This is a genomic window from Niallia circulans NBRC 13626 (assembly GCF_001591585.1).
Taxonomy (GTDB): Bacteria; Bacillota; Bacilli; order Bacillales; family Cytobacillaceae; genus Niallia; species Niallia circulans.
Window position 1 is genome coordinate 244,329 of record NZ_BCVE01000007.1, and the last position, 13,827, is coordinate 258,155.

Here is a 13,827-nt window from a genome sequence, read left to right on the forward strand (position 1 = left end):
TTTTTAATCTAATTGATCTAACATCTTTAGAATCCGATTCGTCATTTGCCGATGTTCTAAAAGATTATTTTCCCGATTAGTACGTATTTCCCACACTCTTAAGCCCTCCGCGAAATCACTATCTTGGAATAATATCTCTAAATGATTCCAACTGTTAACAAGCTGATATTGTCCTTTATACATTTCCACTGCATGCTTAAAGTCAATATTTAAAGGCGTTCCAAATAATAATTCAAAATGTCTCGGCAATTCTACTTGAGGAAGAAATGAAAAGATTCCGCCTCCATTATTATTTATTAATATGACAGTGATTGGAAGCTGATATAGCTCAGAAAGGATTAATCCATTTAAATCATGGAAAAAGGTTAAATCCCCTACAATTAAAAAGAGCGGCTGCTTAATAACCCCCACTCCGAGCGCAGTAGATATCGTCCCATCAATTCCATTTGCTCCTCTATTTGCAATAATGGTTACTTGTTTTTTTTGTTTATGAAAAAAAGTATCCAAATCGCGAATGGGCATACTATTTCCTACAAATAAAACGGCCTTATTGGGAATCATTTCACCCAAGCAATGAAAAAGCTTTGCCTCACTCATTTCTTTAATTTCTGCTATTTTTGTTAATTCCTTTTTGGTTTTTTCATTAATTTCTATCCATTTATTCAAATAGTGATTTATTGAGCAAGGAGAAACAAAAGATGAAAGCTGTTCACAAAAATATCCTTCTTCACAATAAACCATTTCTGTTGTCAGTTGATTGGGATCACGGTAGCCGCTTCCCCCATCTATTACAATCTGTTTTGCCTTTTCATTTTCTCGTAAGAATATAGTTAATGGTTTAGAAATCGGCATGCTTCCAAAACGAATAACGATATCCGGTTTTAATAGTGATTTAATCCTTTCATTTCGCAAAAAAGTATCATAGGTGTCGATGACAACGTCCTTGTCCGCACTCTTACTTCGTAGTTGGGAAAGTGGATCAGCTATAATCGGAAAACCAGTTTTTTCAGCCAATTGAAGTATTTTTAAAGAAAAGTCCTCTTTATCGATCTCTCCACAGATGATAATCCCTTTTCTTTCCTCTTCCGCTTCCAGGCTTGCTGCTAAATCATGAAAATAGGAATCATGAATCGTAAACTCCCCGGTTTTAATCTGGATAGTTCTTGTTTCCTGGTCTTCTGAACGGTAGCGTTCTAAATTATTTAAATCAGGAATTAATGGTTCTCTCAATGGAATATTCACATGCACTGGACCGCTAGGATGCTGTTTTGCCATTGCTACCGCTCTAGCACCCACTGTTTTAGCATATCTTATCATACCTGGACTATTATCAGGTGTCGACATTTCCATAAACCATTTAACATGCTTTCCATAGAGATCTAATTGATCAATTGCCTGCGGTGCTCCCACATCACGAAGTTCATGGGGCCGATCTGCCGTCAGTACGATTAAAGGTATGCGAGAAATCTTCGCCTCTACAATTGCCGGAAAATAATTTGCAGCGGCAGTACCAGAAGTACATACTAATACAGTTGGTTTTTTGGACGCTTTCGCTATTCCTAAAGCAAAAAAGGCAGCTGATCTTTCATCAATATGAACATGCAGTTTTATGTCCTCTTCCTCTGCAAGCAATAAACTGATGGGGGTTGATCTTGATCCTGGACTGATAACAGCATGTTCTACCCCGTTTTTTACCAACTCGGATATTAGCGCATCCAAATAGGCAGTTAACTGTTGCTGATGACTCATTTTATTTTCCTCCTAACGCAGTTAGCATTGGCTTAAATTTAATTGCAGTTTCTACATACTCAGATTCTGGATCAGAGTCAGCTACAATACCGCATCCAGCAATAATGGTTGCGGCATTCCCATCTATTAAACCAGAACGGATGCTTACTGCAAATTCTCCATTCCCCTGGTAATCAAGCCAACCGATAGGAGCACCATACATCCCTCTATCTAATCCTTCCACCTCTCTAATAACCTTTAAGGCTTCCTCTCGAGGGAATCCACCAAGAGCTGGAGTTGGATGCAATAAGCGAATAAAGGAAATTAAGGATTCTGTTTCTTTTACCTTCCCGCTAACTGGAGTATAAAGATGTTGAATATCTCTCATCTTCAAGATTTTTGGATTGGATGGCATTTCTACCGTACTACAGACTTCCTCCATAGCATTCTTAATCATTTTAACAACATAATTATGTTCTTCTCTATTTTTCGAATCCGAAAGTAAGGCTTGTGCAAAGGTATCGTCTTCTTCTTTGTTTTTTCCCCTCGCAATTGACCCGGCCAGACAGGTAGAAAAAACAGTTGGTCCTTCTTTTTTTACCAATCTTTCTGGAGAAGCTCCGATGAAACATTTGTTTTTTGCTTCTAAAGCAAAAATATAACCATTGCTTTGTTGTTGTATTAAATTTTTAAGAACAAACTCTGTCTCAACATCATTAGAAAAATGCACTTGAGTAGCACGTGCTAACACTACTTTTTTTAAATCTCCATTTAACTCATTTATTACTTTATTAACTTTATCCTTCCATGTTTCTTGATCGATTTCAGTAATCTTTTCAATCAAAGGCAAAGTTGTAGAAAATGCTTCTACTCTTTGATACCTAATAGAATGCTTTTTTAACTCTTCTTTTGCATCATCCTTTTTATCTGATTGAATCATTATATTAGTAGTAATAAATTGACTTCCATTTATTTCACTTAACATAAATTGAGGTACGTAAAAATGTGCTTCCGAGAAGCCATCCCAGACTTGTGTTTTCTCTTTTAATGGATCAAAGGAGAAACCACCTAAAAGGACTGGTCCGATCCCTATTTCATTATATTCATTAAATACTATTGCATTGTCTAACAGCTGTCTCCATTTTTTTTCTACAAATGAATAAGAGTTCTCCCCTAATGAATACTCTATCCCTTCACAAATGCCGATTCCTACAAGCATGTTTTTTTCAGAAGGGTCCTTCCAGAAAAAACGTTTTCCTTTATAAGAACTGTAATTTGAAAAAAACTCCAGAATATCTATTTTCTTTTCTAGTTTCTTCACTTCACTAACTAAGATAGTAGGAGAATCACTTTCCTTTATTATTGTTTGTACCATTATTCCTTTGCTATCATTCATCCCTTTGTAAATCCCCCTAAAACTAATCAAGAATATACGCTTGATTATATTGGTTCAAAGATATACGCCACTTACTATTTTAGCATATTTTACGATACACCTGTCTTTAATATTATGTCAATCATAGTGAATTCTTAATGCACTTTTCAACTATTTATTTTTCTTAAGAAAAGGATAACAAATGGAAAAGTAGGTTTGATAAACATAATACAGGGAAATTTATGAACAGGTTGTCTATATATACTAATAGTAGGAACAGATAAGGATGTGTTTACCTTGTTATCAACAGAGCAAATAAGTCATTTAAAAAAAGAATTAGAAGAAAGAAAAGCAACTTTATTAGATAGAACAAACGGATACGCCAGTGAAGAAAATGCCTTGGAATCAGTTGGAGAATTATCTAGTTATGATAACCATCCAGCAGATCTGGGAACAGAATTATTTGAAAGAGAAAAAGATTCTGCCTTAGAACAACATGACCAATCTGAATTAGAAAAAATCAATAACGCCTTAAAGGCAATAGAAGACGGATCTTATGGAATTTGTAAGGTTTCAGGTAAAGAAATTCCTTACGAAAGATTAGAAGCAATTCCGACAGCTCTTACGCTAAAAGAATATAGTGATGAACAAACTATTGCAAATGATCGACCTGTAGAGGAAGATATTCTAGAATTAGCTCATGGTAATGAATTTCGTCATTATGATACTGGCGATGTTAGAGACTACGATGATAGTTTTCAAGAGGTAGCTCGCTATGGAACTTCTGAAACGCCATCAGATTTACGAGGTGATTTCGAAGATTATGACAGTCTCTACGATAGAGAGAACGACGATGATACCTTCCCGGAAGATTATGAAAACTTTACAGCTACAAATATCGATGGAACAGAAAGAGCTGTATATCCATCTAAAGATCAAGAAAAATATGAACAAGCATTAGATGAGGAAGGAATAGAAGCTCCCTTTGGTGATGTTCCATTCCATAAATCAGATGGATATATAGAAGAGGATACTGAAGAAGAGGAGGATTAAGAGACTTTTAAATAAAACTAAAGGTCCAATCAGTGAAGTTGAATATTTTTGGTTTAATTTTCGTTGGGAAATTTATTGGATAATAAAGGAGTCGGAAAAATAAAGCAGCCTGCATGCTCGAAGAGTTTCTATGGGAGTGGCGTGAGAACGGTGTCGTCTAACAGGAGAACTCACCGCTCGCCCCATGGAAATCAAGGTGTATCAGGCATGAATTAAACTACAAACCTTCTTTTTTTAATGAATAAAAAAACCAAACAATTATACGAAGCTTATTAGCATCTCCGTAAAATTGCTCGGTTTTTGGCTGAATTTCTTTATATCCCAGCCTGCTTCTAAACAATTAAATATAAGGTTTTATACGCCAAATTTCCTCTGCATATTCCTTTATTGTTCGATCGCTTGAAAAATGGCCCGACATCGCAATATTTACAATGCTTTTTCGCAGCCAGTCTTGTTTATTCTTAAATGCTTGGTTCACCTTTTCATGAATGCTTGCATAAGAATTAAAATCTTTTAATACAAAGAACTGATCATTCTCAATTAGTAACGAATCAAAAATAGGATCGAATTCACCCACTGGATGATCATAAAAACCATTTTTTAATTGATTCACTACTTCATGAATTCTATCATCATGGTAAAAATACTCTCGAGAGCTGTAGCCACCATTTTGATAAAGCTCTAATACTTGATCTGCATTCATCCCAAAGATGAAAATATTATCATCTCCCACTAATTCATGCATTTCAATGTTTGCTCCATCCATTGTTCCAAGTGTCAATGCACCATTCATCATAAATTTCATATTACCAGTGCCCGACGCTTCTTTACTTGCGGTGGAGATTTGCTCACTTACATCAGCAGCTGGAAAAATATGTTCCGCTAAGGAAACTCGATAATTTTCTATAAAAACAACCTTTAATTTATTTTGTATCCTTTTATCATTGTTAACCTTATGAGCAACTGTATTAATTAATTTAATAATCTTTTTTGCATAATAATATCCCGGTGATGCCTTTGCTCCGAAAATAAACGTTCTAGGCTCCATATCAATGGATGGATCTTCTCTTAATTTATTATAAAGAGACATGATGTGCAAAATATTTAATAATTGTCTTTTATAAGCATGCAGTCTCTTTACTTGAACATCAAAAATAGAGGAAGGATCTACAAGAATTCCATTTTTCTCCTTGATTATCTTTGCAAGTCTTTCCTTATTACTTTGCTTAATTGCTGCGAGATTTTCTTGTAAACTAGCATCTTCTTGATAATTTAATAATTCCCTTAATGATTCTGGCTGATTGACCCATTTATCACCAATTATATTAGAAATTAAGTTTGTAAGCTTAGGATTTGCCTTTATTAGCCACCTTCTATGAGTAATTCCATTCGTTTTATTATTAAACTTTTCTGGATAGAAGGCATAAAAATCAGCCATTTCTCGTTTCTTCAAAATTTCTGTATGAATTTCCGCTACTCCATTTACACTATAGCTACCCACTAATGCTAAATGGGCCATCTTAATCATGCCATGGGCAATTATAGCCATTTTTTCAATTTTCAAAAAATCACCAGGATACTTTTTCCATAACTTCATGCAGAAACGTTCATTTATCTCATCAATTATCATATAAATTCGGGGTAATAGGGGCTGGAATATATAGATTGGCCATTGTTCTAATGCTTCAGATAACGTGGTATGATTGGTGTAAGAAATAGTATTTGTAGTAATCTCCCATGCTTCATCCCAGCCTAATCCTTCTTCATCCATTAATATTCTCATTAGCTCTGGGATTGCCAATACGGGATGTGTATCATTTACATGTATGCTTATATAGTGATGCATTTCACTAATGTTTTTATATTGCTGCTTATAATTTCGAATAATGGATTGCAAGCTTGCAGAAACTAAAAAGTATTGTTGTTTTAACCGTAATATCTTTCCCTCATCATTGGAATCATCTGGATATAAAAAACCAGATATCGATTCTGTTTCTCTTTTATAACGCATTATATCCTTCACATCTTTTGCAATTAAGGACGACGGTTCAGCATTCCATAATCTTAATGTATTAACAGTCGTCGTATGGTAGCCAATGACTGGTACATCATGGGGAACTGCTGTTACAGTTTCGGCATTTAAATGCCGAAACTGTAACTTTCCATTCTTCTCATACATATCAATATTTCCCCAGAAATAAATATCTACCGCTAAGTCTTCCTTTCGAACTTCCCAAACCTGGCCTTGCTTTAACCATTGTTCTGGCAATTCAAGTTGGTAACCATCAACAATTCGTTGTTCGAATAAACCATGTTTATAACGTATCCCACAACCATGCCCTGGTAAGTCTAATGTAGCTAAAGAATCCAAAAAGCAAGCTGCTAACCTTCCTAATCCACCATTGCCTAGTCCGGCATCGTGCTCCATATCTTCCACTTCAAAAAAATCGATTCCAAGATCTTTCAAACCTTCGATAACAACTTGATCAATCCCTAAGTTAATTAAATTATTATGAAGTAATCTCCCTAATAAAAACTCAATAGAAAGGTAATATACCTGTTTTCCGTTGTTGTTACGACTTTGTTCATTTGTCTGAATCCAGTTTGAGCTTACATATTCTCTAATCATATGCCCTAACGTTTGAAAATGATCACTACTTGTTGTATCTTCAAAGGTCTTTCCATAAGTCATTTCAAGCCTTTGTAAGAAATACCTTTTAAAACTTTCTTTATTAGAAAACATGGGATTCACTCCTCGAGATAAGCTCTGCATATAACTGATTATATTTAAATGCAGATTGAGCCCAACTATTATCCATCGACATGGCATTCTTCATTAGCTTATGCCATACTTCTTTTTCCTCTTTATAAAAATGAATGCCTCTTCTAATCGTGTAAAGCATGTCATGGGCATTGAAATTAGTGAAACTAAATCCATTTCCTTCCTCTGTCCATTCGTTATAAGAGAAAACAGTGTCATTTAGCCCTCCTGTCTCTCTCACAATGGGGATATTCCCGTATCGTAAAGCAATTAGCTGCCCTAATCCACAAGGCTCAAATTTTGATGGCATTAAAAATAAGTCTGCACCTGCGTACATCTGATGAGCTAAATTTTCATCAAACCCAATATAAGCTTTGCATTTGTCAGAATACGTATATTCCATCTCACGGAAAAAGTTCTCGAATTCAGGATCTCCTGTTCCTAATACGAGAAACTGTACATCTTCTTCCATTATTTCATGAAATATATGTCTAACTAATTCTAATCCCTTTTGACTAGTTAACCTAGTTATCATACAAATTATTGGGATTTCAACGTCTTCCTTCAATCCGAATTTTTTTTGAATAAATCGTTTATTTTCTTGCTTTTTATCTAGAGAAGTAACCGTATAATTTGCTGCAATTACCGGATCTGTTTCTGGATTATATGTTTCTTCATCAATCCCATTTATAATTCCATATAAATCTTTCTCTCTCTGCTTTAATACATTATTCAGCTTCTCACCATAATATTCTGTTTGTATTTCGTTTTTATAGGTAGGACTTACTGTCGTTATCTTATCAGCAGCGATAAGTCCCCCTTTCATCAAATTAACATTTCCATAGAATTCAAGATTATTTGTTGTAAAGTAATAATCATTTAGATTAAATAAATCACCAAGAACTTCTCTTGGCAATATTCCTTGAAACTGAAGATTATGTATGGTAAATACAGTCTTAATATTGCTATACTCTTTTTTCCATTTATAGTCTACATCCAACAGGAAAGGAATCATAGCCGTATGCCAATCATGGCAATGAATAATATCAGGATAGTCTGTTAAATAAGGTAAACTCTCTAGTACGGCTCGATTAAAGAAGGCAAACCGTTCTCCATCATCTCCATAACCATATAAACCACTTCTCTTAAAATACCATTCATTATCAATGAAATAAAAAGTAATTCCATCTACTTCTAATTCTTCAATTCCACAGTATTGATTTCGCCAACCTACTTGAACAAAGAAATAGCATCTTTTCTTAACATTGGCAAGTAAATGTGCTGGAATATCTTGATACTTTGGCATAATTACCGCTACATCCGTACCTTGCTTCTTTAATTCTTTAGGAAGAGAACCAGCTACATCTGCCAGTCCCCCTGATTTTATAAATGGTACACATTCTGAAACTGCAAATAATACTTTCACGAATTCATCAACGCTCCTTGCACTGTTCCTTTTCTGACTACAAAGGGAGAACTTGCAGTACCAGTCATCACAGTACCACTTTCTACAACCACATCTTTATCTAAAATAACTGAGTCCAAGTGGCAATTTTCTCCAATCGTACATTTTTGCATAATAATGCAATTCTTTAAACTTGAACCTCTTCCAACCTTAACCGCTCTAGAAACAATACTATTTATAATCTCGCCTTCAATAAAACACCCATTTGCTATCATGGAGTTTTTCACTTCACCTGTAGTTGTATATCGTGTAGGTGGTTCATCTTTAACTTTTGTAAATATTGGTCTTTCTTTGATAAAAAGCTGATTCCAGACTTTAGCTTTTAATATATCTTTACTTACATGATAGTAACTGGATATTGAATCTATTTTTTCGGCATAGCCGTTATATTCATATTCACATATTTTTAGCTGATTATTCATATCTAAGACAACATCATTCATACATGTATAACCTGTAACAGCTCTAGATTCTATTAAATCAATCAGCTTTGACTTCTTAATTAGATATATTTCTAACGAACTTCCATTATTCGTGATCTCCGTTATATCACAACCAGAAGAGAGATGCCGCTCTAATACAGGATTAAAATTCATATTAAACACAGTAAAGCAATTTGCAACTAGCGCATATTCTTGCTTGCTTCTCTGAAAATAATCCATATTTGCCGCAAAATGATTAAAAGAACCTATTCCATCTGTATTTGTTGCGGTTAAAGATGCTGGGAAAAAGAACAATCCATCTCTCTTTCTATCTAAATCCCAGTTTTTCCCCGAACCTAAATGATCCATTAACGAGCGATACTGATACTTTGGAAAAATAGCAACACTACCTATTCCAGAGTTCACCATATTGGAAAGGACAAAATCAATTAAGCGGTACCGTCCGCCTATCGGAAGTGCAGCAAGTGTGCGATGTGCAGTTAATTCTTCTAAATCTTCCTTATGTGTTGTTGCATCAATAATGCCCAGCATAGTTCTTATCATCTTAACCCCTCCTATCTAGTTTGTTAGGAAATCACTTCATTAACCATTTCTTCTGTTACAAGGACTACTTCATTGGAGTCTTTTTTTGGTTTAATGACCATTCCATCTGGTATGGTTATTTCAGAAGGGACAATAGCCTTTTCAATATAAACATTATTACCAATCTTCGCATCAGGCATGATGACAGAACTTCTAATAATTGTCCCTTCTCCTACAGTAACACCTTGAAAAACAATGGTTTTCTCTAAATTCCCACTAATAATACACCCTTCATTCACCATCGACTCTTTCACATGCGCCTCACTAGAAATATATTGTGGTGGATGATTGGGATTTACCGTATAAATTCTCCAATTATAATCAGAAATATTTAATTCACAATTATCATCCAATAAATCCATGTTTGCTTCCCATAGGCTTTGAACAGTTCCGACATCTTTCCAATACCCTTTAAATGGATAGGCAACCACTTTTTTCTGTTTTTCGATGAGTAAAGGAATAATATCCTTGCCAAAATCATGGGAGGAATTTTTATTTAAATTATCTTCTACTAGTAATTCTTTCAGAACATGCCATTTAAAAATATAGATTCCCATCGAAGCTAGATTATTTTTTGGATGTTTAGGCTTCTCTTCGAATTCTACAATGTTCATCTCTTTATTTGTATTCATAATACCAAACCTGCTCGCTTCCTCCCATGGTACTTGAATCACGGAGATAGAAGCATCTGCTTGCTTATCTATGTGATATTCAAGCATTTCTTCATAATTCATTTTGTAAATATGGTCTCCTGATAAAATGAGAACATATTCGGGATCATATTGAGACAAGTAGTTCTGATTTTGATAAATAGCACTTGCTGTTCCTGTATACCATTTCACTTCTGATGACTCACTATAAGGAGGTAATACGGTTACTCCTCCATTAACACGGTCTAAATCCCATGCACTCCCTATTCCAATGTATGAGTTTAAAACGAGCGGCTGGTATTGCGTTAAGACGCCAACAGTTTCAATTCCCGAATTGGAACAATTACTTAAAGTGAAATCGATAATTCGATATTTTCCTCCAAAAGGGATTGCTGGCTTTGCTAGACTTTTTGTTAAGGAATAAAGTCTACTCCCCTTTCCTCCTGCTAATAGCATTGCGACGCACCGTTTCTTTCCCATTTCCTTTTCTCCCCTTCCGGTGTTGAACTGGACGTAAAATGATTATACTGAAAGCTGGTATCGTTAGTTGAACAGAATAAGGTTTTCCATGAAATTCTACTTTTTCTGCTTTTATTACCTTTTTATTTATATAATTAGCTCCACCAAATCTATCAGTGTCACTATTTAATATTTCTCGGAAAGAGTTATTTAAAGGAACGCCGATTCTGTAATTTTCATATGTATGATAAGTGAAATTACAAATGACGACTAAATAATCTTCTTCCTTTTCTGCCCTACGTATAAAAGAGAAGATAGACTGCTCTCTATTATTTACATCAATCCAATCAAAGCCATCATTGACATGATCCAACTGATATAAAGGTTTGGACCTTTTATAGATTTTTAGTAATTCCTTCATATACTCATTTGCTTTTTGATGCATCTCATAATCTAGCAGCATCCAATCTAACTGTTCTTTATCCTTCCATTCAGCAAAATGGGCGAATTCATTTCCCATAAATAATAATTTTTTTCCTGGATGTGTAATCATATATCCTAAGAGGAGCCGGAATTGAGCAAATTTTTGCCAATAATCTCCTGGCATCTTATCTACTAACGATTTCTTTCCATGAACAACTTCATCATGTGAAAATGGTAAAACAAAATTTTCGGAAAAGGCATAATGTAGGGAAAAGGAGACTTTATCATGTACTTGCTTTCGATTAACTGAATCAGTTTCCATATAGGTTAAAATATCATTCATCCAGCCCATATTCCATTTGTAGTGAAATCCAATGCCACCATAATGAACTGGTGCAGTTACTTGAGGCCAATCAGTAGAATCCTCTGCAAACATTAGAACTGTTGGATCGTATTGACAAACTGTTTGATTCAGTTTTTGGAGGAAATCGATTCCAAATTGGTTCACGCTATTTTCATTTGAATTTGGCCAATAAATAATATTAGAAACAGCATCAACTCTAAATCCATCTACATGGAAATATTCCATCCAAAAAATTGCATTTGAAATTAAAAAGCTTTGGACTTCATTTTTTCCTAAATCAAAATTGGCCGTTCCCCAAACATAATTTTCTCTATCCGCCGGATTCTTATAATCATATTGACTAGTTCCATCAAATTGATAAAGTCCATGCTCATCTTTACAAAAATGTCCAGGTACCCAATCTAATATCACGCCGAGCCCATGTTGATGACATTGATCGATGAAATACATCAAATCCTTTGGCTCTCCAAATCTGCTTGTTGCAGAATAGTATCCTGTACCTTGATATCCCCAGGAGATATCGAGTGGATGTTCTACTAAGGGCAGCACTTCCAAGTGGGTAAATCCTTGTTCCACAACATATGGAATTAATTCATCAGCAAGTTCCCTATAGGTATACAGTTCTCCATCCTCATGGATTTTCCATGATCCTAAATGGACTTCATATATAGCAAGAGGTTCATTTAAATAGTTCTTTTTTGTCTTTTTTTGTTTCCATTTTGTATCATTCCACTTGTAACCTTCCAAGGAATAAACAATGGAAGCTGTATTAGGTCTTACCTCGGAGAGAAAAGCATAAGGATCAGCTTTAAGAAAAACTCTTCCATCAGGTGCAGTTATTTTATATTTATACATAGCACCCGTTAAATCCCTCTCTACATTTAGAAGCCACACACCTTCATTATTAATTTTTTCAAGGGAATAACCTTCACCATTCCAATTATTAAAATCCCCAACCACTTGAATACTTAGAGCATTGGGAGCCCAAACACAAAAACTGGTATAATTCTCTCCATTTTTATGATGAATATGGGATCCAAATAATCTATAGCTCTCAAATAAGTTTCCTTCATGAAATAAATGTAGTTGAAATTCTGTTGGATATACTGTCTCCACTGTCATCCTACTTTCTATTACAAATAATATTAAGTGAGTAAATTTTACACTTTGTACTTTTCAATTCCCTTTTTTTTTGCTTCCAAAACAATTTATGGCATACATTGCTAAAAAATTGGTGATTAATTAAATTTGATTAATTTTAATATTCTATCAATAGAAGGTAAATCCTTTTTTGTTTTTAAAATTTTATGATACTATAAATCTTTTTATGTTTAATTGACTCATTTAGATTGTGAACTTTTAACATAGTTTTTTTTATGAAGAGGAATACTAAAGTGAATTTCTAACATAAGGAAGGAAAATGATAATGAGTAAAAGGGAAGAAGAATATTTAAAAGAACAAATAGGGGAAGAAATGAATCCTTTTTTTGAAACAACAGACAAAAAAGTTCTAGCAATTGATCTGTTTAGAGGTCCTGATACTGGATTTCTTTCTGATTTTGATTAAAAAAACCCGGGGAATAGATTATTTACAAGTGAGGATAAATGGAAGAAAATCTGAGACAGGGAAAATTTTAATCGATACAAACTCATAGGTTCTCCTAGAGACTATAGAGAATTTATCGGAAAGAATCTTATAAGAAATAAAAAAACTGATAGCAAATGCTATCAGTTTTTATGACCCGTACGGGATTCGAACCCGTGTTACCGCCGTGAAAGGGCGGTGTCTTAACCACTTGACCAACGGGCCAATGGCGGAGAAGGAGGGATTTGAACCCTCGCGCCGCTTACGCGACCTACACCCTTAGCAGGGGCGCCTCTTCAGCCTCTTGAGTACTTCCCCAAAAAAATGGCTCCGCAGGTAGGACTCGAACCTACGACCGTTCGGTTAACAGCCGAATGCTCTACCACTGAGCTACTGCGGAATATTTTTATGGTGGGCCTAAATGGACTCGAACCATCGACCTCACGCTTATCAGGCGTGCGCTCTAACCAGCTGAGCTATAGGCCCATATATGGAGCGGGTGATGGGAATCGAACCCACGACATCAGCTTGGAAGGCTGAGGTTTTACCATTAAACTACACCCGCATATTTTATTTGTATGGGGCGACTAGTGGGAATCGAACCCACGAGTGTCGGAGCCACAATCCGATGCGTTAACCACTTCGCCATAGCCGCCATTATACTTATTATTCATTTTAGATTGCACTAAAATGGTGGCTCAGGACGGAATCGAACCGCCGACACAAGGATTTTCAGTCCTTTGCTCTACCGACTGAGCTACTGAGCCATTTTATATGGCGGTCCGGACGGGACTCGAACCCGCGACCTCCTGCGTGACAGGCAGGCATTCTAACCAACTGAACTACCGGACCAGATTGCGGGGACAGGATTTGAACCTGCGACCTTCGGGTTATGAGCCCGACGAGCTACCAGACTGCTCCACCCCGCGATAATATTAA

General features: G+C 35.4%; 9 protein-coding genes and 9 tRNA genes. 2 read left to right on the forward strand and 16 right to left on the reverse strand.

Features of this window, described 5'->3' with window-relative positions; all coding sequences use genetic code 11:
* Window positions 1-3: 3 nt before the first annotated feature.
* Window positions 4-1,749: a 2-succinyl-5-enolpyruvyl-6-hydroxy-3-cyclohexene-1-carboxylic-acid synthase gene (gene menD, locus BCI01S_RS11630; protein ID WP_047944545.1), complete on the reverse strand. Its 1,746-nt coding sequence runs from the start codon at window positions 1,747-1,749 to the stop codon at window positions 4-6.
* A 1-nt stretch (window position 1,750) separates the two neighbouring features.
* On the reverse strand, window positions 1,751-3,124 hold the full coding sequence (locus BCI01S_RS11635; protein WP_061798785.1) for an isochorismate synthase: 1,374 nt from the start codon (window positions 3,122-3,124) through the stop codon (window positions 1,751-1,753).
* A 267-nt stretch (window positions 3,125-3,391) separates the two neighbouring features.
* Here BCI01S_RS11635 and BCI01S_RS11640 point away from each other — a divergent pair, with 267 nt between their 5' ends.
* A complete protein-coding gene (locus BCI01S_RS11640) occupies window positions 3,392-4,156 on the forward strand; it encodes a TraR/DksA C4-type zinc finger protein (RefSeq protein ID WP_309325578.1) in 765 nt (254 codons plus the stop codon).
* 340 nt (window positions 4,157-4,496) lie between these two features.
* Here BCI01S_RS11640 and BCI01S_RS11645 read toward each other — a convergent pair whose 3' ends face one another.
* Genes BCI01S_RS11645 through glgB form a run of 5 tightly spaced genes read right to left on the reverse strand, consistent with a single transcriptional unit; the run spans window position 4,497 to window position 12,425 of the window.
* Window positions 4,497-6,899 (reverse strand): glycogen/starch/alpha-glucan phosphorylase, encoded by a 2,403-nt coding sequence (locus BCI01S_RS11645; RefSeq protein ID WP_061798787.1) that lies wholly within the window; start codon window positions 6,897-6,899, stop codon window positions 4,497-4,499.
* Window positions 6,889-8,343, reverse strand: a complete 1,455-nt coding sequence (gene glgA / locus BCI01S_RS11650; protein WP_047944549.1) for a glycogen synthase GlgA — start codon at window positions 8,341-8,343, stop codon at window positions 6,889-6,891. Before glgA ends, BCI01S_RS11645 begins: the two co-directional genes overlap by 11 nt.
* Window positions 8,340-9,368: a GlgC family sugar phosphate nucleotidyltransferase gene (locus BCI01S_RS11655; protein WP_047944550.1), complete on the reverse strand. Its 1,029-nt coding sequence runs from the start codon at window positions 9,366-9,368 to the stop codon at window positions 8,340-8,342. The genes glgA and BCI01S_RS11655 overlap by 4 nt, the downstream gene beginning before the upstream one ends.
* A gap of 23 nt (window positions 9,369-9,391) precedes the next feature.
* Window positions 9,392-10,537, reverse strand: a complete 1,146-nt coding sequence (locus BCI01S_RS11660; protein WP_047944551.1) for a glucose-1-phosphate adenylyltransferase — start codon at window positions 10,535-10,537, stop codon at window positions 9,392-9,394.
* Window positions 10,485-12,425 (reverse strand): 1,4-alpha-glucan branching protein GlgB, encoded by a 1,941-nt coding sequence (gene glgB, locus BCI01S_RS11665; protein WP_047944552.1) that lies wholly within the window; start codon window positions 12,423-12,425, stop codon window positions 10,485-10,487. The genes BCI01S_RS11660 and glgB overlap by 53 nt, the downstream gene beginning before the upstream one ends.
* A 304-nt stretch (window positions 12,426-12,729) precedes the next feature.
* Between glgB and BCI01S_RS25625 the strand changes: the two genes are divergently transcribed.
* Window positions 12,730-12,870: a hypothetical protein gene (locus BCI01S_RS25625; protein ID WP_162837594.1), complete on the forward strand. Its 141-nt coding sequence runs from the start codon at window positions 12,730-12,732 to the stop codon at window positions 12,868-12,870.
* Window positions 12,871-13,041: 171 nt separating this feature from the next.
* On the opposite strand, the gene BCI01S_RS11670 is transcribed toward BCI01S_RS25625, so the two are convergent.
* From BCI01S_RS11670 to BCI01S_RS11710, 9 genes are all read right to left on the reverse strand, one after another.
* Window positions 13,042-13,113, reverse strand: a tRNA-Glu gene (locus BCI01S_RS11670).
* A 2-nt stretch (window positions 13,114-13,115) separates the two neighbouring features.
* A tRNA-Ser gene (locus BCI01S_RS11675) sits at window positions 13,116-13,206 on the reverse strand.
* A 7-nt stretch (window positions 13,207-13,213) separates the two neighbouring features.
* Window positions 13,214-13,288: transfer RNA gene (locus tag BCI01S_RS11680), tRNA-Asn, on the reverse strand.
* 9 nt (window positions 13,289-13,297) lie between these two features.
* Window positions 13,298-13,374 (reverse strand) — tRNA-Ile (locus tag BCI01S_RS11685).
* Between the two features lie 5 nt (window positions 13,375-13,379).
* Window positions 13,380-13,453: transfer RNA gene (locus BCI01S_RS11690), tRNA-Gly, on the reverse strand.
* A gap of 14 nt (window positions 13,454-13,467) precedes the next feature.
* Window positions 13,468-13,543, reverse strand: a tRNA-His gene (locus BCI01S_RS11695).
* Between the two features lie 36 nt (window positions 13,544-13,579).
* Window positions 13,580-13,655, reverse strand: a tRNA-Phe gene (locus BCI01S_RS11700).
* An 8-nt stretch (window positions 13,656-13,663) separates the two neighbouring features.
* A tRNA-Asp gene (locus BCI01S_RS11705) sits at window positions 13,664-13,740 on the reverse strand.
* Window positions 13,741-13,743: 3 nt separating this feature from the next.
* Window positions 13,744-13,817, reverse strand: a tRNA-Met gene (locus tag BCI01S_RS11710).
* Window positions 13,818-13,827: the final 10 nt, after the last annotated feature.

Bases quoted from the DNA above. Each gene is read 5' to 3' on its own strand.
- BCI01S_RS11660 (WP_047944551.1), bottom strand. From the start codon at position 10,537: ATGGGAAAGAAACGGTGCGTCGCAATGCTATTAGCAGGAGGAAAGGGG.
- BCI01S_RS11645 (WP_061798787.1), bottom strand. From the start codon at position 6,899: ATGTTTTCTAATAAAGAAAGTTTTAAAAGGTATTTCTTACAAAGGCTT.
- glgB (WP_047944552.1), bottom strand. From the start codon at position 12,425: ATGACAGTGGAGACAGTATATCCAACAGAATTTCAACTACATTTATTT.
- menD (WP_047944545.1), bottom strand. From the start codon at position 1,749: ATGAGTCATCAGCAACAGTTAACTGCCTATTTGGATGCGCTAATATCC.
- BCI01S_RS25625 (WP_162837594.1), top strand. From the start codon at position 12,730: ATGAGTAAAAGGGAAGAAGAATATTTAAAAGAACAAATAGGGGAAGAA.
- BCI01S_RS11655 (WP_047944550.1), bottom strand. From the start codon at position 9,368: ATGATAAGAACTATGCTGGGCATTATTGATGCAACAACACATAAGGAA.
- BCI01S_RS11635 (WP_061798785.1), bottom strand. From the start codon at position 3,124: ATGAATGATAGCAAAGGAATAATGGTACAAACAATAATAAAGGAAAGT.